Below are 17,835 nucleotides of genomic sequence, written 5' to 3'. Positions count from 1 at the left end.
GTGGATCATTCCACGCGGAACAGGTGCATGGACGTGCCGGGGATGGGGAGCACGTCGCCCGGGGCGTACACCTCGCCGTGATCGTCCGGGCGGTCGTCTGCGCTCGACCAGAGCGACACGAATCGCGTCGCGTCGTCGAGCACATCGGGCAGCCGGACGTCGATCGGCGACTCGGTGCCGTGCACGATCAGAAGGATGCGGTTCGCCGCTTCACGGTCGGGTGTCGAGGCGGCGACGTACTGCAGGGTCCGGTTGCCCGGATCGCTCCACTGCTCGCTCTCCATCGTGTCGCCGTTCTGATCGAACCAGTCCATGACCGAGGCGTTCGGGATGTGCTCGCCCAGCCGCGCGTATCGGCTGGGGCGCAGCGCCGGGTTCTCTTCGCGCAGCGCGATCAGACGGGCGACGTGCGCGCGGAGGTCCTCCTGCCACGGTTCCGGGTCCCAGCTCAACCAGGTGAGGGGCGAGTCCTGCGCGTAGGCGTTGTTGTTGCCGCGCTGCGACCGACCGACCTCGTCCCCCGCGGTGAGCATGGGGATGCCGGCCGACAGGAGGAGGGTGCCGAGAAGGTTGCGCATCGCCTTGCGGCGTGCGGAGAGGATGGCCGAGTCGTCGGTCGGCCCCTCGATCCCGTGGTTGAAGGCGCGGTTGGTGTCGGCGCCGTCCCGGTTCTGCTCGCCGTTGGCCTCGTTGTGCTTCACGTCATACGAGACGAGATCGTGCAGGGTGAAGCCGTCGTGGGCCGTGACGAAGTTCACGCTGGCGAGCGGTCCGCGCTCCTCGGAGAACGTGTTCGACGAACCGGCGAGGCGCGTCGCGAAGCCGCCGATCCCGACGGGGGCGGATGCCCGTCGGGCGTAGTCGATGTCGCTCAGCCAGAAGTTGCGGACCCGATCGCGATAGCGGTCGTTCCACTCGTGCCATCCCGACGGGAAGTTTCCGGTCTGCCACCCCCCGAGGCCCACGTCCCAGGGCTCCGCGATCAGTTTGGTGTCGCGGAGCACAGGGTCGGCGGCGATCGCGGTGAGCAGCGGGTGCTCGGGCGTGTACGCGTGGTTCCCATCCCGGGCGATCGCCGTGGCGAGGTCGAAGCGGAAGCCGTCGATCTGCATCTCCTGCGCCCAGTAGCGCAGCGAGTCGAGAACCAGGCGCGCGCCGGCATCCGTCGCCGTGTTGAGCGTGTTGCCGCAGCCGGTGGTATCGATGTAGACCCCTGATGCGTCCTGGCGGTAGTAGCTCGCGTTGTCGATGCCTCGAAGACTCGACCTCGGGCCGCCGATGCCCTCCTCGGAGGTGTGGTTGTAGACCACGTCGAGGATGACTTCGAGGCCCGCCTCGTGGAGAAGGCGAACCATGCCCTTGAACTCGGCGAGGACGGCTTCGGGCCCGCCCTTGCGGGCATCCTCCGTCGCATAGGCGGTGTGCGGGGTGAAGAAGTTGAGGGTGTTGTAGCCCCAGTAGTTCGTGAGCCCACGTTCCAGAAGCCGGGGCTCGGGTACGAACGCGTGCACCGGAAGCAGCTCGATCGAGGTGATGCCCAGCGAGTGGAAGTACTCGATCATCGCAGGGTGCGCGAGGCCCGCGTAGGTGCCGTGCAGCGCGGGCGGCATGTCCGGCTGCCGCTTGGTGAGCCCCTTCAGATGACCTTCGTAGATCACGGTGCGATCGAGCGGGATGCGCGGCTTGACGGAATCGCCCCAATCGAAGCCGTCGGCGATGACGACCGACCGCCACTCCTCGTAGCCCCCGCCCTGGGCGAGCCCGCGGGCGTAGGGGTCGAGGAGCAGGGTCTCGGAGTTGAAGGTGTTGCCGGGGCCGTGCGGTCCGCCGACGCGGATCGCATAGCGGGTTCCGGGCTGCAGCAGGGGAGTGGTGACCTCCCAGACGCCGCCGGGGAGGCGCTCGAGGGCCACCTGATCGGTGGCCCAATCGAGGTCCTCGGCGTCGAAGATCACCAGCTCGACCGAGGATGCGTTCTGTGACCAGATGCGAAGCGTTCCGACGCCGTCGTGAAGACGGACGCCGAGGTGGTCGAGGGTGGATCCCCCGGGCACGGTGCTGTCTCGAATCTCGGGCATGAGTACACCCTAGAGGTCTGGACCTGAGTGCCAGAATCTTGCGCATGCGGTCCCATCCCTCGTGCGCTTGCGGTGCCCGGAGACCCCGCGCGAGCCGACGCGTGCGAAATGCGCGACGATGGAGAGATGCGGCATTACCTCGACCACGCGGCCACGAGCCCTCTGCGCTCCGAGGCGCGCGAGGCGTGGTTGCGGGCGAGCGACGTGGTCGGCAACGCCTCGTCGACCCACGGCGCCGGGCAGGACGCGAGGCGGCTGCTCGAGGAGTCCCGCGAGCGTGCGGCGGCCGTGCTCGACTGCGACCCCATCGAGGTGGTCTTCACCTCGGGCGGCACCGAGTCGATCAATCTCGCGCTGAAGGGTCTCTGGGCCGCCCGTCGGACGGGCACGGATGCGATCGTCCTTCCGGATGCCGAGCACCACGCCACGATGGATACGGCGGCGGCGCTCGTCGCGGACGGCGCCGTGCTCCGCCCGGTCGCCGTGTCGGCACTGGCGGCGATCGACGTCGACGGCTTCCGCGGGGAGCTGCCGGGAGCCGCCCTCGCGACCGCTCTGATCGCGAACAACGAGGTCGGAACCCTCAACGACGGCGATGCACTCGCCCGCGCGTCGGCGGCAGCGAACGTGCCGCTGCACCTCGACGCCGTCTCGGCGCTCGGCCATGTTCCGCTGTCGTTCCGACAGCTGCGGGGGGATGCGCCGGAGGCGGTCGGCCTCGTGGCGATGAGTGTCGCAGGTCACAAGATCGGCGCCCCCGTCGGCGTCGGCGCGCTGGTGACCTCGCGGACGGCTCGTCTCAGTGCGCTGATGCACGGCGGGGCTCAGCAGCGGAACCTGCGTGCCGGGACGCAGGACGTCGCGGGAGCCGCGGCCTTCGCGACGGCGCTCGAACTCGCGGAAACGGAGCGAGAAGGCGAGTCGGCGCGGCTCGCTGCTCTGCGCGACCGGCTCGTCTTCGGCGTGCTCGCGCGCGTGCCGACGGCCGAACTGCTCGGGGATCCGATCCAGCGCCTTCCGGGGAACGCGCACCTCCTGTTCCCCGGCGCGGTGGGCGAGAGTCTGCTGTTCCTGCTCGATATGGCCGGCGTCGCCGCATCCACCGGATCCGCGTGCCAGGCGGGCGTCGCCGAGCCCTCGCACGTCGTGACGGCGATGGGGCGCAGCGAACAGGACGCCAGGAGCGTGCTGCGCTTCTCGCTGGGACGCACGTCGACGGATGCCGATGTCGACGCTGTGCTGATGTCGATCGCCGACGCCTACACCAGGGCATCCGGGTCCGGCTCAGCCGCGCGCTCGTAGACTGGGTGCATGAGGATTCTCGCGGCCATGAGCGGTGGCGTCGACTCCGCCGTGGCGGCAGCCCGAGCCGTGGAGGCGGGCCACGACGTCGTCGGTGTGCACCTGGCGCTCTCGCGCGCGGGCGGCACTCTGCGCACCGGCAGTCGGGGCTGCTGCACGATCGAGGACGCGCTCGACGCGCGCCGGGCCGCCGACCTGCTGGGCATCCCCTTCTACGTGTGGGACTTCTCCGAGCGCTTCCGCGACGACGTGATCGCCGACTTCGTGTCGGAGTATCAGGCCGGACGCACACCGAATCCGTGCATGCGCTGCAACGAGAAGATCAAATTCGCCGCGCTGCTGGAGCGTGCGATCGAACTCGGCTTCGACGCGGTCTGCACCGGGCACTACGCCACGCTCGTGCCGACGGAGTCGGGGCTTGAGCTGCACAGAGCGGCGGACAACGCGAAGGACCAGTCCTACGTGCTGGGCGTCCTGACGGCGGAGCAGCTCGCGCACACGTACTTCCCGCTGGGAACCACGCCGTCGAAGGCGGCGGTGCGGGCGGAGGCCGAAGCCAGAGGACTGAGCGTCGCGCAGAAGCCTGACAGCCACGACATCTGCTTCATCCCCGACGGTGACACGCGCGGGTGGCTCGCAGAGAAGGTCGGCACCGCGACCGGTGAGATCGTCGACCGGACCGGCGCCGTCGTCGGCTCCCATGAGGGCGCCCACGCCTTCACCGTCGGTCAGCGTCGAGGTCTGAAGCTCGGCGTTCCCGCTCCCGACGGCAAGCCGAGGTTCGTGCTCGAGGTGCGCCCGGTGTCCAACACCGTGGTCGTGGGGCCGAAGGAGGCGCTGGCGACCCGGGAGATCGCCGGCGCGAGATTCAGCTGGGCAGGCGCGGCGCCCGTCGAGAGCGAGTTCCGGTGCGACGTGCAGATCCGGGCGCATGCCGAGCCCGTCGCAGCGCACGCCTTCGTCGAGTCCGACGGCGTTCGCGTGGTTCCTGACGAGCCGCTCGACGGCGTCGCGCCGGGCCAGACCGCCGTGCTCTACGTCGGCACGCGGGTGCTCGGCCAGTTCACGATCGACCGCACGATATCAGCGGTGCCGGTCGGCGCGTAGCCCGCTTCGTTTGTCGGTACCCGCTCGTAGACTGACGGGGTGCCGGAGAACATCTCGTTGGAAGACGCCCGTACCGAGGCCGAGGAGCTGACGACCCGCATCCTCGAGGCCAAAGACGCCTATTACGGGCGCGACACCTCGATCGTCGACGACTCCACGTACGACGGCTGGATGCACCGACTCGAAGAACTCGAAAGGCTGCACCCGGAGCTGCAGGGGCAGGATTCACCGACCCAGATGGTGGGAGCGGCGGAGACCACCGGCCTCGCGACGATCGAGCACGCCGAGCGGATGCTGAGCCTTGACAACGTCTTTTCGATCGACGAGCTCCGCGACTGGGCCGCCAAGACACGCGCATCCGCGGGGCGCGACGTCGACTGGCTCACCGAACTCAAGATCGACGGACTGGCGATCAACCTCCGGTACGAGAACGGACGCCTGACGTCCGCCGCGACGCGCGGAGACGGGCGCGTCGGCGAGATCGTCACCGAGAACGCCCTGCGACTGCCCATGATCCCGGCGCGGCTGAGCGGTACCGGTCACCCGTCCATCGTGGAGGTCCGCGGCGAGGTCTTCATCCCGGTGGCGGCGTTCGAGCGCTTGAACGCCGCGCAGGCGGAGTTCCGCGAGCGGGCCTATGCCGAAGCACTCGAGCGCTGGGAAGCACGGCCGGGCGCGAAGAAGCCGTTCGACGAGGAGAAGGCCCGTACCGCAGCCGCTCGACGGTTCCCCGCGTTCGCGAATCCCCGCAACGCCGCGAGCGGCGGGTTGCGGCAGCAGATCGAGAAGAAGAACGGCATGGAACTCGAGGCGGGCATGCTCCGCATCGATTCGCTCGACCTCTACGTGCACGGCATCGGCGCGTGGGAGGACCCGCCCGTCGCCGCACAGAGCCAGGTCTACGAGCTCCTCGCAGAGTGGGGCCTGCCGACGAGTCCGCACACGAGGGTGTGCACGACGATCGATGATGTCGTCGAGTTCGTCGAGTACTTCGGTGAACACCGTCACGACATCGAGCATGAGCTGGACGGCATCGTCGTCAAGGTCGATGAGCTCGCACTGCACGACGAGCTGGGTGCGACGAGCCGTGCGCCGCGATGGGCCATCGCGTACAAGTACCCGCCCGAGGAGGTGCAGACGAAGCTGCTCGACATCGTCGTGTCGGTCGGCCGCACCGGTCGTGCGACGCCGTTCGCGGTGATGGCGCCCGCGCACGTCGCCGGGTCCGTCGTCCGTCAGGCCACGCTGCACAACAGGGATGTCGTGAAGGCGAAGGGCGTCCTCATCGGCGATACCGTCGTGCTCCGCAAAGCGGGCGACGTGATCCCCGAGGTGCTCGGTCCGGTGGTCGAGAAGCGCGACGGCACCGAGCGCGAGTTCGTCATGCCCGCCGACTGCCCTGAGTGCGGCACCCCGCTGCGGCCGATGAAAGAGGGCGACATCGACCTCCGGTGCCCGAACGCCCGTTCGTGTCCCGCCCAGGTGCGCGGCCGGGTCGAGCACATCGGCTCGCGTGGCGGTCTCGACATCGAGGCGCTCGGCGAGGTCACGGCGGCCGCTCTCACGCAGCCGACGTCGCCGTCGACTCCGCCTCTCGAGACCGAGGCGGGATTGTTCGGGCTCACTCTCGAGCAGATCGTCCCGATAGAGCTCGTCGTCAAGGACGCCGAGACCGGACTGCCCAAGGAGGACGAGGACGGCCTCGTCAAGACGCGGGCGCCGTTCCGGCGCAATCCCACGGCGTCCGAGAAGAAGTCGGGCATCGAGGGGCCGCAGCCGTCGTCGCAGGCTGTGACGCTCCTGGCGGAGCTGGAGAAGGCGAAGACCAAGGACCTCTGGCGTCTGCTCGTCTCTCTCAACATCCGTCACGTGGGTCCCTCGGCTGCCCGTGCGCTCGCGCAATGGTTCGGTTCGCTCGACGCGATCCGGGCGGCGTCCCGCGACGAGCTCGCGGCTGTCGAGGGTGTGGGCGGCATCATCGCCGACTCGCTCCTCGCCTGGTTCGAGGTCGACTGGCACCAGGACATCGTGCGCCAGTGGACGGAAGCCGGCGTGCAGTGGGCGACCCCCGGCCACCCCGGCCCCGGGGGAGCCGTTGCCGAGGGAGGCGTGCTGGAGGGCCTCACGGTCGTGGCCACCGGTTCTCTCGACGGCTATACGCGCGACGGTGCCCAGGAGGCCATCATCCAGGCGGGTGGCAAAGCCGCCTCGAGCGTCTCGAAGAAGACCGACTTCGTCGCTGCCGGCCCCGGTGCCGGGTCGAAGCTCGCGAAAGCCGAAGAGCTCGGCATCCGCATCCTCGATGCCGCGCAGTTCCGCACCCTGGTGACCGAGGGGCCTGACGCGCTCAGCTGAGACGGCGGCGGACGATCACTCGGCGGGATCGACGAGGTCCTTGATGAGGCGCAGCTCGTGCAAGCCCTGCACGCTGCCGCCCTCGCCGAACTTCTCACCGCCATCGGCCGTCCAGCCGTGCGCACGGTAGAAACCGATCGCCCGCTCGTTGCCCTTCAGCACCCAGAGGTACGCGGAAGACCAGCCGCTCGTGCGCAACCCGTCCTCGGCGTGGCGGATGAGCGCGCGACCCACGCCCTGCGACCAGACATCGGGATGCGCGTACAGACCGGCGATCTCTCCGCGGTCGCTCGTGTCGACGTCGCGTCCACCGCCGAAGGTCGCCCAGCCGACGATGCGATCGTCGAGTTCGGCGACGACGAGACGGTGCGGGACCGGTCCGTACGCGTCTGTCGATTCTCCGGCGAGTGAACGCTCGATCCAGGTCGACCACATCGCCTCGCGTGCGTCTACGCTCTGTCGATCGAGCACCGCTTGGTCGATGAGTCCGACGTAGGCCGCGCGCCAGGAATCGACGTGGACGACGGCGACGCCGCGCGCGTCCGCGACGGTGGCGTCCCTGATCATCAGCATCCGGTCACTCCCGCCCACTGGCGCGCCGAACGGTCGTCAGTTCTTGTGACGCGGCTTGCGCGCCGGGCGGTCATCGCGTGCGGTACGGTCGTCGCGACGGTCGAACCGGGGACGGTCGTCACGTCGTTCGAAGCGGTCGCGTCCGCCCTCGCGGGGTGCGCGCCGGGCGCCGGGCCCGCGGTCGGGCTTGATCTCGATCAGCCGACCGGAGATGCGCGTGTCGCGCAGCTTCTCCAGCACCGACGCGTCGAGGTTGGCGGGAAGCTCGACGATCGAGAAGTCGGGACGGATGTTGATCGCGCCGAAGTCGTCGCGCCCCAGTCCGCCCTCGTTCGCGAGCGCTCCAACGATCTGACGGGGCTCCACGCGGTGGCGCCGCCCCACCTCGATGCGGTAGGCCGCGTAGTCGCCGCGACCGCGGCGCTCGCGCGGCTCGCGGTTCTCCCGCGGTTCACGCGTCGTACGCTCCCGCGGGGGACGGTTGTCGAACTCCACGGCGCGGGCGAGAGCGTCGTCCTCAGGGTCCAGCAGCAGTGGCTGGTCTCCCTGCGCGACGACCGCGAGCGCGGCGGCGACGTCGGCCTCCGGCACATCGTGGTTGCGCACGTAGTGGGCGATGATGTCGCGGAACTTCTCGATGCGGGAGCTCTCGCCGAGCGCCGCCGTGATCGCATCGTCGAACCGGGCGAGGCGGGTCGTGTTGACGTCCTCGGTCGTCGGCAGCTGCATCTGCGTCGGCTGCTGGCGCGTCGCCTTCTCGATGTGCTTGAGCAGGTAGCGCTCGCGCGGAGTGATGAAACTGATCGCGTCCCCCGTGCGCCCAGCCCGGCCCGTGCGACCGATGCGGTGCACGTACGACTCCGTGTCCGTCGGGATGTCGAAGTTCACGACGTGGCTGATGCGCTCGACGTCGAGACCACGCGCCGCGACGTCGGTGGCGACGAGGATGTCGAGCTTGCCGTCCTTGAGCTGGTTGACGCTGCGCTCGCGCTGCACCTGCGGCACGTCGCCGTTGATCGCGGCGGCCGAGTAGCCGCGGGCTCGGAGCTTCTCGGCGAGGGTCTCGGTCTCGTTCTTCGTGCGGACGAAGACGATCATGCCGTCGAAGTTCTCGACCTCGAGGATGCGAGTGAGGGCATCGACCTTCTGCGCATACGACACGACGAGGTAGCGCTGGGTGATGTTCGTATTCGTCGCCGTCTTGGACTTGATCGTGATCTCTTCGGGATCACGGAGGTACTGCTGCGCCAGTCGGCGGATCTGCGCGGGCATGGTCGCCGAGAACAGTGCGACCTGCTTCTCGACGGGGGTCTGCGCGAGGATCTGCTCGACGTCTTCGGCGAACCCCATCTTCAGCATCTCGTCGGCCTCGTCGAGCACGAGGTACTGCAGCTCGGAGAGGTCGAGGGTGCCCTTGGCGAGGTGGTCCATGATGCGGCCGGGGGTGCCGACCACGACGTGCACGCCGCGACGGAGTGCCGACAGTTGCACGCCGTAGCCCTGCCCGCCGTAGACGGGGAGGACGTGCACGCCCTTCATCTTCGACGCGTACGATTCGAACGCTTCGCAGACCTGGAGGGCGAGCTCGCGGGTCGGAGCGAGCACGAGAGCCTGCGGCGTCTTCTGGCCGACGTCGAGCCGCTCGAGCACGGGCAGGGCGAACGCGGCGGTCTTTCCCGTTCCGGTCTGCGCCATGCCGACGACATCGCGTCCCGAAAGAAGCGTCGGGATGGTCGCGGCCTGGATCGGGGAGGGGGTCTCGTAGCCGAGGTCCTTGATGGCCTTGAGGACCGACCCGGTGATTCCGAGCTCCTCGAATCCGGGTGTCGAGGGGGCGTCGGTAGGCGCAGCGTCTTCAGGAGTCACTGATCAAGGGTAGCGTCTCGTCGCCGCCACCACCTGCGAGCCTTCGATCAGGAGCCGCGGGTGAGCGCCTGGAGCTTCTCCTTGACCTGACGACGCAGCACCTTGCCGATCAGCGACTTCGGCAGCTCATCGACGACGAAGATCCGACGGGGCACCTTGTAGGGGGTCAGGATGCCGCGTGCGAACGCGCGGATCGCCTCGACATCCACATCGGACGCCGGGTCGACGACGATCGCCGCGACGACCTCCTCGCCCGAGTGCTCGCTGGGAAGGCCGATGACCGCAGCATCGATCACCTGCGGATGCTGACGCAGGGCGTTCTCGACCTCGGTCGGCGCCACGTTGAACCCGCCGGTGATGATGAGTTCCTTGATGCGGTCCGCGATGCGGACGAAGCCGGCGTCGTCGATCGTCACGATGTCACCGGTGCGGAACCACCCGTCGACGAAGACCGCCTCGGTCTCCTCGGGCTTGCCGTAGTAGCCCGAGAACACCTGCGGGCCTCGCACCAGCAGCTCGCCGGCGGAGCCCGCCGGCACATCGACCGTGGGGTTCTCCGGGTCGACCACGCGGCACTCGGTGCCGGGCAGCGGGAGTCCGACCGTGCCAGGCACGCGGTTGTCCGCGACCGGGTTGGCCATGAGCACCGGTGAGCACTCGCTGAGCCCGTAGCCCTCGACGAGGAAGCCGCCCGTCGCCGCCTCGAACGGCACCACGAGGTCGTGCGGGAGAGCCATCGCGCCCGAGATCGCGACTTCGATGCCCTTCAGCGAGACGCCCTGGTCGGTCGCGGCGCTCAGCAGTCGATCGGCGATCGGGGGCACGAGCGGGAGGAAGGTCGCGGGGTGCTTCTTCATGACGTCGAGCACGAGCCCGGGGTCGAACTTCGGGAACAGCACCAGGCGCGCCCCCATCGACATCGCGAACGTGAGGCAGAGGGTCAGTCCGTAGGCGTGGAACATCGGGAGAACGGCGTAGACGACGCATCCCTTGCCGCGTTGGATCGACGGGACCCATGCCTGGGCCTGAGCGGCGTTCGCGAGCAGGTTCCGATGCGTGAGCGCAGCGCCCTTGGGAGTTCCCGTCGTGCCGGACGTGTACTGGATGATCGCGAGATCGTCGGTCGACGGGCGAGGGTGCGAGCCGGGCAGCGGCTCGGAACCCACCAGCCTCTCCCAGGGCACGGTTCCGCGAACGCGCTCGGTCAGCACCGCGCGGGACTCGCGGGCCTTCGCGATCGGCAGACGCAGGGCTGCGCGGGTGAGGAACGGCATGGCGCGGGTGACGTCGACGGAGACGAGGTTCGCGACGGCGAGATCGGCGGGGAAGTCCTGCACCGTCGAGACCACCTTGTTCCACACGATCGCGTGCTTCGCCCCGTGGTCCTCGAATTGCTTGCGCAGCTCGCGAGGCGTGTAGAGCGGGTTGTGCTCGACGACGACGGCGCCGAGTCGGAGCACCGCGTAGAACGCCACGATGTGCTGGGGACAGTTCGGCAGCACGATCGCGACGGGGTCGCCCGCGCGGACGCCGAGATCACGCAGTCCGGATGCGGCGCGGTCGATCGCTTCCTGCAGCTCGGCGTAGGTGGTCTCCCTGCCGAAGAACTGCAGCGCGGGTGCATCGGGGTAGTCGCGGGCGGACGCGGCGACGATGTCGATCAGAGATCCGGACACCGGCGCGAGGTCGTCGGGGACGCCGTCGGCGTAGCTGGCGATCCACGGGCGAGGAGGCTCATACGTGCTCACGAGCCCAGCATAGGGCGGGGGCCACGCGCTCTGCGGGAGAGGGCTCGCGCGCGAACTAGACTGGAGGGGTGTCTGAAATCACCCCTGATCTTGTGCGCCATCTCGGCGTGCTCGCGCGCATCCAGCTGAACGACGACGAGGTGACGCGGCTCACCGGCCAGCTCGACGCCATCGTCGACAACATCGCGAAGGTGTCGGAGGTCGCGACGGCCGACGTCGCCGCGACGAGCCACCCGATCCCTCTGAGCAACGTCTTCCGTCCCGACGAGGTCGGCCAGACGCTCACGCACGAGCAGGTGCTCCAGAACGCGCCGGACCAGGCCGACGGCCGGTTCCGCGTCACCGCGATCCTGGGAGAAGAGCAGTGAGCGACATCATCCGTATGACCGCCGCCGAGCTCGCCGACAAGCTCGCGTCGCGCGAGATATCGAGCGTCGAGGCCACTCAGGCGCACCTCGACCGGATCGCCGCCGTCGACGGCGACGTGCACGCCTTCCTGCACGTGAACGAGGGCGCGATCGCCGCGGCCTCCGACATCGACGCCCGCCGCGCGGCGGGGGAGCAGCTCGGCCCGATCGCCGGCGTCCCGCTCGCGATCAAGGACGTCCTCGTGACGACCGATCAGCCCACGACCAGCGGCTCCCGCATCCTCGAGGGGTACCGCTCCCCGTACGACGCCACGGTCGTCGCGCGTTCACGGGCTGCGGGACTCGTTCCGCTGGGAAAGACGAACATGGACGAGTTCGCCATGGGGTCGTCGACCGAGCACTCCGCGTACGGTCCGACGCGCAACCCCTGGGACCTCGACCGGATCCCCGGGGGCTCCGGGGGTGGCTCTGCGGCCGCCGTGGCAGCGTTCGAGGCGCCTCTCGCGCTGGGCTCCGACACCGGAGGATCGATCCGGCAGCCCGCGCACGTCACGGGAACGGTCGGCGTGAAGCCCACGTACGGCGGTGTGAGCCGCTACGGCGCCATCGCGCTGGCATCGAGCCTCGACCAGGTCGGTCCCGTCACGCGTACGGTGCTCGACGCGGGTCTGCTGCACGACGCGATCGGCGGCCACGACCCGAAGGACTCGACCTCGCTCACGGATGTCTGGCCGTCGTTCGCCGACGCAGCTCGCGAGGGCGCGCGGGGCGACGTGCTCAAGGGGCTCAAGGTCGGTGTCATCCGCGAGCTCCCCGACAGCGGCTTCCAGCCTGGCGTCGCGGAGTCCTTCCGCAGTGCCCTCGCCCTCATGGAGGCCCAGGGCGCGGAGATCGTCGAGATCGGCGCACCGCACTTCGAGTACGGCGTGGCCGCGTACTACCTGATCCTCCCCGCGGAGGCGTCTAGCAACCTCGCGAAGTTCGACTCGGTGCGCTTCGGACTGCGCGTCACTCCCGACGGCAGCCCGACGGTCGAGGACGTCATGTCGGCCACCCGCGACGCCGGATTCGGCGACGAGGTGAAGCGTCGCATCATCCTCGGCACGTACGCGCTCTCCGCCGGGTACTACGACGCCTACTACGGCAGCGCCCAGAAGGTGCGCACTCTTATCCAGCAGGACTTCGCGAACGCCTTCGCCGAGGTCGACGTCATCGCGACGCCGTCGGCGCCCACGACCGCGTTCAAGCTGGGGGAGAAGGTCGACGACCCGCTGCAGATGTACCTCAACGACATCACGACGATCCCGGTTAACCTCGCCGGTGTCCCCGGCATCTCGATTCCCAGCGGACTCGCGTCGGACGACGGCCTCCCCGTCGGCATCCAGTTCATCGCCCCTGCGCGGGAGGACGCCCGCCTGTACAAGGTCGGGGCCGCGGTCGAGACCGCGCTGCTCGACTCCTGGGGGGCGCCGCTCCTCACCCGTGCACCCCAGCTCGCAGGAGGGAACCGCTGATGGCCGCCGCCAAGCTCATGGACTTCGACAAGGCGCTCGAGCTGTTCGAGCCCGTGCTCGGGTTCGAGGTGCACGTCGAGCTGAACACGAACACGAAGATGTTCTCCGACGCGCCGAACCCGGCCAACGAGCTCTATCACGCGGCCGAGCCGAACACGCTCATCGCGCCCGTCGATCTCGGCCTGCCCGGGTCGCTGCCGGTCGTGAACGAGACCGCCATCCGCTCGTCGATCAGCCTCGGTCTCGCGCTCGGCTGCTCTATCGCGGAGTCGAGCCGCTTCGCGCGGAAGAACTACTTCTATCCGGACCTCGGCAAGAACTACCAGATCTCCCAGTACGACGAGCCGATCGCGTTCGAGGGATCGGTCGAGGTCGAGCTCGAGGACGGCACGATCGTTCAGGTGCCGATCGAGCGCGCGCACATGGAGGAGGATGCCGGGAAGCTCACCCACATGGGCGGCTCCACCGGTCGCATCCAAGGCGCCGAGTACTCGCTCGTCGACTACAACCGGGCGGGCGTCCCGCTCGTCGAGATCGTGACGAAGACCATCTTCGGCACCGAGCACCGCGCCCCCGAGGTCGCGAAGGCGTACGTCGCCGCGATCCGCGACATCGTGCGCGGACTCGGCATCTCCGAGGCGCGTCTCGAACGCGGCAACCTCCGGTGCGACGCGAACGTGTCGCTGCGTCCCCGCGGCGCCGAGAAGCTGGGCACGCGCACCGAGACGAAGAACGTCAACTCGATGCGGTCCGTCGAGCGCGCAGTGCGCTACGAGATCCAGCGTCAGGCGCAGATCCTCGCGGACGGCGGCACGATCACGCAGGAGACTCGCCACTGGCACGAGGACACCGGCACCACCTCGCCGGGGCGTCCGAAGTCGGATGCCGACGACTACCGATACTTCCCCGAGCCCGACCTGCTGCCGGTCGAGCCTGCGGCAGAGCTCATCGAGGAACTGCGTGCGGCGCTGCCCGAGCAGCCGGTCGCTCGCCGTCGCCGGCTGATGGCGGAGTGGGGCTTCACCGACCTGGAGTTCCAGGATGTGCGCAACGGCGGTCTCGTCGAGGTCGTCGAGGCCACCGTCGCGGCGGGCGCCACCCCCGCGACCGCCCGCAAGTGGTGGACCGGTGAGATCACGCGCCTCGCGAACGCCCAGGAGAGGGACGCGACCGAGCTCGTCTCGCCCGAGAACGTCGCCGCTCTGCAGAAGCTCGTCGACGCGGGAACGCTCACCGACAAGCTCGCTCGCCAGGTGCTCGAGGGCGTCATCGCCGGTGAGGGCACGCCCCAGGAGGTCGTAGATGCGCGAGGTCTCGCCGTCGTATCCGACGACGGTGCGCTGATCGCAGCGATCGACGAGGCCCTTGCCGCGCAGCCCGACATCCTCGCGAAGATCAAGGACGGCAAGGTGCAGGCGGCCGGCGCCGTCATCGGCGCCGTCATGAAGGCGATGAAGGGCCAGGCCGACGCCGCGCGCGTGCGCGAGCTGGTGCTGGAGCGCGCCGCGCAGTGACATCGAGGGCTCGGCCGCTCGACGGCGGCCGAGCCCGCCCCGCATGTCCGCGGCCCGAGGAAGAATGGACCGATGGGTCACGGTGACGGCAGAGGGCGCCTCGTGTCGACGGCGGACGCCGACGACACGGGAACCGGCATCCTGCACGTCGACATGGATGCCTTCTACGCCGCCGTCGAGGTCCTCGACGATCCGAGCCTTCGCGGCGTCCCGCTGATCATCGGGTCGCCCGACGGGCGTTCCGTGGTGTCGAGCGCGTCGTACGAGGCGCGTCGCTATGGCGTCCGATCGGCGATGCCGGTGTCGCAGGCCCTGCGGCTGTGCCCGGCGGCTCGCATCGTGCCGCCGCATTTTCACCGCTACCAGGCCGTCTCCGGCCAGGTGATGTCGATCTTCGAGTCGATCACCCCGCTCGTCGAACCGCTCTCGGTGGACGAGGCCTTCCTCGACGTGCGCGGGGTGCGCCGCCTGTGGGGGAGCCCCGTGAAGGTGGCGGAGCTCGTGCGCCGACGTGTGCTCGACGAGGTCGGCATCACCTGCAGCGTGGGGGTGGCGTCGACCAAGCACGTGGCGAAGATGGCGTCGACGATTGCGAAGCCCGACGGGATGCTCGTCGTCGCCGAGGCCGACACGCAGGCGTTCCTCGACCCGCGGCCGGTGCGCGCGCTGTGGGGGGTCGGTCCGAAAGCCGCAGAAGCGTTGGAGGGACGCGGCATCCGCACGATCCGGGACATCCGCGAGTCGTCGCGCGACATGCTGGACCGCGCCGTCGGACCGGCTCTCGGCACGCGCCTGTCGCAGCTCTCACGCGGAGAAGACGCCAGGGCGGTCGAGACGGAGCGCATCGAGAAGAGCATCGGCCACGAAGAGACATTCGAGGCCGACATCACCGACCGCGAGTTCTTGAAGGCGGAGCTTCTCCGGCTGGCGGATCGCGTCGCAGCGCGACTCCGCAAGGCGCAGTGGGAGTCCGCCACGGTGTCGATCAAGATCCGCTTCGACGACTTCCGCACCCTCACCCGATCGCAGACGCTCGCCGAGCCCACGGCCGTCGGCCAGCGCATAGGAGAGGCCGCGCAGGCGCTGTTCGCACAGATCGACCGACGCGACCCGGTGCGGCTCGTCGGCGTGCGCGCCGAGAAGCTCCGCCCCGCGGGCGCAGGCGGCTTCGGGCTCTGGGACGAGGATGAGGATTGGCGGCGCGTCGAAGGTGCCATGGACGACGCCGTCGCACGGTTCGGGTCCGCGAGCATCACGCGCGCCAGGCACCTCGGACGCGGAGACGGGCGCGGCGCGGCGCAGCATCCGAAGGCCCACGGCGTCGATTGACCCCTGCGCGGCGACGGCGCCTGGGCTAGCGTGGACCCATGCCCAACATTGCACTGGAACTCGGAAAGCAGGCCGCGTCGTTCGGGGTGAAGACCGCCTACGGTGAGCCGCAGGACGTCGACGGCGTGAGCATCACGCCGGTCGCCTTCACGTACTCCGGCTTCGGCGGAGGAAGCGGCGACGGCGCGGAGGGCGGCGGTGGCGGCGGAGTCTCGGTACCGGTCGGCGTGTATGTGCGCCGTGAGGAGGGCCTTCGGTTCGAACCGAACATCGTGACCCTGCTCGTCGTGGCCGTGCCCTTCGTGTGGGTCGCCGGACGGACGCTCTCCCGCATCATCCGTGCCCTCAAGAAGTGACGATGCCGTCGCGAGTGCCCTGGAGCATGCCGCGACGGTCCTCGTCGGCGACATCCGCGATCTGGCGGTGTCGAACCCGGTCGTCCTGATCGACGGCCGAAGCGGGGCGGGCAAGACGACGCTTGCGCGGATGCTCGTCGGGCGCTGGCCCGTGCAGGGTCGCGTGCAGTCGATAGCCCTCGACTCGATCTATCCCGGGTGGGACGGTCTCGACGCGGGCGCGGAGCGCGCTCTCGACGGCATCCTCAGGCCCCATGGCCGCGGCCTGCTCGGGAGTTGGCGGCGGTGGGATTGGAAGAGCGAGGCGGATGCCGAGAGCCACGCCGTGGATCCCGCTCTCAGCCTGCTCGTCGAGGGCAGCGGCATCCTCACCCCTGCGACGGCGAAGATCGCGGATGTGACGGTGTGGGTCGAGTCGGCGGAGCAAGGACGGAAGGCGCGGGCGTTGGCGCGCGACGGCGACACGTACCGCCCGCACTGGGACCGGTGGGCCGCCCAGGAGGACGAGCACGTGCGGAGAGACGATCCCCGAGCGCTGGCGACGCGCGTCGTGACGGTCCCCTGATCGTCAGTCCAGGCGATCGGCCGCCTGCACCACGACCTCGAGCCGATAGCCGAGCCAGTCGTAGACCCCGTATCGCGGGTCGTCGGGATCGTGCTCGTCGTCGGAGTCGATCCCGAGGCGGTCGGCGATGACCAATCGGAGGGCGGTGAGCGTCCGCATCCAGGCGTCCAGATCGGCTGACGTCGCCATCACGTCGATCGGAGCGAACGCGTCCTCCTCCGAGGCGGCCTCCACGCTCGGGAGCGCCGAGGCGATCGTCGTCCGCACGGTGACGGCGTCAGTGCGACGGCGAGCGAGGAGGTCGTCGGCGGTGGCCGAGCGGTAGGCGAGGGCGGCCTCGTCGTCATCGGGGTAGGCGCTCGGCGTCAGGCGATCGATCGCGGTGTCGGACGGATCGCGGTCTCCGCCGAGGAGCTCGACCAGGTCGTCGAGCAGCTGAACGAGCTGGGCGCCCTCGATCGCAGCCATCTGCAGAGTCGCTCGACGTTCGGCACTCACGAGGCGACCTTCCGCACTGTGGCCCAGAGACCGTAATCGTGCATGGCCTGCGCGTGCACCTCCATCGTCTCGCGCGGTCCCGTCGCGACGATCGCGTGCCCCTCGTGGTGCACAGCGAGCATCAGCTGGGTGGCCCGCTCGGTCGAGTACCCGAAGTACGTGCGGAAGACTCGGACCACGTAGCTCATGAGGTTCACGGGGTCGTTCCACACCACGACCTCCCACGGCTCCATGGGGGCCGCGCGCAACTCGGCCTGCTCGTCGAGCTCGGGGGCGGCAAGCGGACTCATGCCCACCCCAGCTCGTGCAGCTGCTCGTCATCGATTCCGTAGAAGTGCGCGATCTCGTGCACGAGAGTGGTGTGGATCTCGTCGCGCAGCTCGTCTTCGTCATCGCACGCGGCGAGATGCGGCTCGCGGTACACGACGATGCGGTCGGGCAGCTCGCCCATGCCGTACTGCGTGCGTTCGGTCAGTGCGAGCCCGTCGTAGAGCCCGAGCAGATCGAGGCTGCCGTCTTCCGGGCGGTCCTCCACGACGAAGACGACGTTGTCGAGTCCCTCGACCATGTCGTCGGGGAGGCGGTCGAGTTCGTCGACGACGAGTTCCTCGAAGGCGTCGGCAGTCATGTCCATCCTCACCAGCCTATTGCTGCGCTGCCGC

General features: G+C 69.4%; 16 protein-coding genes. 9 read left to right on the top strand and 7 right to left on the bottom strand.

Annotated elements, in window-relative coordinates:
* Positions 1-5 precede the first annotated feature (5 nt).
* Positions 6-2,078 (bottom strand): glycogen debranching protein GlgX, encoded by a 2,073-nt coding sequence (gene glgX, locus M3195_RS04585; protein WP_251585382.1) that lies wholly within the window; start codon positions 2,076-2,078, stop codon positions 6-8.
* Positions 2,079-2,186: 108 nt separating this feature from the next.
* On the opposite strand from glgX, the gene M3195_RS04580 reads away from it, so the two are divergent.
* From M3195_RS04580 to ligA, 3 genes are read left to right on the top strand one after another with little or no spacing between them, the layout of a single operon-like run.
* Positions 2,187-3,380, top strand: a complete 1,194-nt coding sequence (locus M3195_RS04580; protein WP_374209305.1) for a cysteine desulfurase family protein — start codon at positions 2,187-2,189, stop codon at positions 3,378-3,380.
* Positions 3,381-3,389: 9 nt separating this feature from the next.
* Positions 3,390-4,487 (top strand): tRNA 2-thiouridine(34) synthase MnmA, encoded by a 1,098-nt coding sequence (mnmA, locus tag M3195_RS04575; RefSeq protein ID WP_251585381.1) that lies wholly within the window; start codon positions 3,390-3,392, stop codon positions 4,485-4,487.
* A gap of 39 nt (positions 4,488-4,526) precedes the next feature.
* Complete coding sequence (gene ligA / locus M3195_RS04570; protein WP_251585380.1) at positions 4,527-6,842, top strand: NAD-dependent DNA ligase LigA; 2,316 nt, start codon at positions 4,527-4,529, stop codon at positions 6,840-6,842.
* A 15-nt stretch (positions 6,843-6,857) separates the two neighbouring features.
* On the opposite strand, the gene M3195_RS04565 is transcribed toward ligA, so the two are convergent.
* Genes M3195_RS04565 through M3195_RS04555 form a run of 3 tightly spaced genes read right to left on the bottom strand, consistent with a single transcriptional unit; the run spans position 6,858 to position 11,029 of the window.
* On the bottom strand, positions 6,858-7,415 hold the full coding sequence (locus M3195_RS04565; RefSeq protein ID WP_251585379.1) for a GNAT family N-acetyltransferase: 558 nt from the start codon (positions 7,413-7,415) through the stop codon (positions 6,858-6,860).
* Between the two features lie 36 nt (positions 7,416-7,451).
* Positions 7,452-9,281 carry a DEAD/DEAH box helicase gene (locus M3195_RS04560; protein ID WP_251585378.1) on the bottom strand — a complete coding sequence of 610 codons (1,830 nt, stop codon included), beginning with the start codon at positions 9,279-9,281 and terminating at the stop codon, positions 7,452-7,454.
* 47 nt (positions 9,282-9,328) lie between these two features.
* Positions 9,329-11,029 carry a long-chain-fatty-acid--CoA ligase gene (locus tag M3195_RS04555; RefSeq protein ID WP_251585377.1) on the bottom strand — a complete coding sequence of 567 codons (1,701 nt, stop codon included), beginning with the start codon at positions 11,027-11,029 and terminating at the stop codon, positions 9,329-9,331.
* 68 nt (positions 11,030-11,097) lie between these two features.
* Here M3195_RS04555 and gatC point away from each other — a divergent pair, with 68 nt between their 5' ends.
* The 6 genes from gatC to M3195_RS04525 all read left to right on the top strand — a co-directional run bounded on the left by gatC (position 11,098) and on the right by M3195_RS04525 (position 16,675).
* Entirely contained in the window at positions 11,098-11,397 is a 300-nt protein-coding gene (gene gatC / locus M3195_RS04550; RefSeq protein WP_096716001.1) for an Asp-tRNA(Asn)/Glu-tRNA(Gln) amidotransferase subunit GatC, read from the top strand.
* The gene (gene gatA / locus M3195_RS04545) at positions 11,394-12,911 is read left to right on the top strand and encodes an Asp-tRNA(Asn)/Glu-tRNA(Gln) amidotransferase subunit GatA (RefSeq protein WP_251585376.1); all 1,518 of its coding nucleotides are present in this window, start codon (positions 11,394-11,396) and stop codon (positions 12,909-12,911) included. Before gatC ends, gatA begins: the two co-directional genes overlap by 4 nt.
* Complete coding sequence (gene gatB, locus M3195_RS04540; RefSeq protein ID WP_251585375.1) at positions 12,911-14,425, top strand: Asp-tRNA(Asn)/Glu-tRNA(Gln) amidotransferase subunit GatB; 1,515 nt, start codon at positions 12,911-12,913, stop codon at positions 14,423-14,425. Before gatA ends, gatB begins: the two co-directional genes overlap by 1 nt.
* 72 nt (positions 14,426-14,497) lie before the next feature.
* Positions 14,498-15,754, top strand: a complete 1,257-nt coding sequence (locus M3195_RS04535) for a DNA polymerase IV (RefSeq protein WP_251585374.1) — start codon at positions 14,498-14,500, stop codon at positions 15,752-15,754.
* Positions 15,755-15,792: 38 nt separating this feature from the next.
* Positions 15,793-16,110, top strand: coding sequence for a hypothetical protein (locus M3195_RS04530; RefSeq protein ID WP_251585373.1), 318 nt, complete (start codon positions 15,793-15,795; stop codon positions 16,108-16,110).
* Complete coding sequence (locus M3195_RS04525; RefSeq protein WP_251585372.1) at positions 16,094-16,675, top strand: hypothetical protein; 582 nt, start codon at positions 16,094-16,096, stop codon at positions 16,673-16,675. The genes M3195_RS04530 and M3195_RS04525 overlap by 17 nt, the downstream gene beginning before the upstream one ends.
* 3 nt (positions 16,676-16,678) lie before the next feature.
* Here the strand turns inward: M3195_RS04525 and M3195_RS04520 are convergent, their stop codons facing one another.
* Genes M3195_RS04520 through M3195_RS04510 form a run of 3 tightly spaced genes read right to left on the bottom strand, consistent with a single transcriptional unit; the run spans position 16,679 to position 17,807 of the window.
* Positions 16,679-17,173, bottom strand: coding sequence for a DUF2017 family protein (locus M3195_RS04520; protein ID WP_445241968.1), 495 nt, complete (start codon positions 17,171-17,173; stop codon positions 16,679-16,681).
* Positions 17,170-17,463: an ATP-dependent Clp protease adapter ClpS gene (clpS, locus tag M3195_RS04515; protein WP_251585370.1), complete on the bottom strand. Its 294-nt coding sequence runs from the start codon at positions 17,461-17,463 to the stop codon at positions 17,170-17,172. Before clpS ends, M3195_RS04520 begins: the two co-directional genes overlap by 4 nt.
* Entirely contained in the window at positions 17,460-17,807 is a 348-nt protein-coding gene (locus M3195_RS04510) for a metallopeptidase family protein (protein WP_096716008.1), read from the bottom strand. Before M3195_RS04510 ends, clpS begins: the two co-directional genes overlap by 4 nt.
* Between the last annotated feature and the right edge of the window lie 28 nt (positions 17,808-17,835).

The sequence above is a fragment of the Microbacterium hydrocarbonoxydans genome, from assembly GCF_023715885.1.
GTDB classification, from domain to species: domain Bacteria; phylum Actinomycetota; class Actinomycetes; order Actinomycetales; family Microbacteriaceae; genus Microbacterium; species Microbacterium hydrocarbonoxydans_C.
The sequence above is the reverse complement of the archived record's forward strand: the minus strand, read 5'-3'. Positions and strand labels throughout refer to the sequence as shown.

Excerpts from the sequence above, each read along its gene's own strand:
- mnmA (WP_251585381.1), top strand. The coding sequence starts at position 3,390 with ATGAGGATTCTCGCGGCCATGAGCGGTGGCGTCGACTCCGCCGTGGCG.
- M3195_RS04530 (WP_251585373.1), top strand. The coding sequence starts at position 15,793 with ATGCCCAACATTGCACTGGAACTCGGAAAGCAGGCCGCGTCGTTCGGG.
- M3195_RS04510 (WP_096716008.1), bottom strand. The coding sequence starts at position 17,807 with ATGGACATGACTGCCGACGCCTTCGAGGAACTCGTCGTCGACGAACTC.
- gatB (WP_251585375.1), top strand. The coding sequence starts at position 12,911 with ATGGCCGCCGCCAAGCTCATGGACTTCGACAAGGCGCTCGAGCTGTTC.
- M3195_RS04565 (WP_251585379.1), bottom strand. The coding sequence starts at position 7,415 with ATGCTGATGATCAGGGACGCCACCGTCGCGGACGCGCGCGGCGTCGCC.
- M3195_RS04535 (WP_251585374.1), top strand. The coding sequence starts at position 14,498 with ATGGGTCACGGTGACGGCAGAGGGCGCCTCGTGTCGACGGCGGACGCC.
- M3195_RS04580 (WP_374209305.1), top strand. The coding sequence starts at position 2,187 with ATGCGCGACGATGGAGAGATGCGGCATTACCTCGACCACGCGGCCACG.
- clpS (WP_251585370.1), bottom strand. The coding sequence starts at position 17,463 with ATGAGTCCGCTTGCCGCCCCCGAGCTCGACGAGCAGGCCGAGTTGCGC.
- glgX (WP_251585382.1), bottom strand. The coding sequence starts at position 2,078 with ATGCCCGAGATTCGAGACAGCACCGTGCCCGGGGGATCCACCCTCGAC.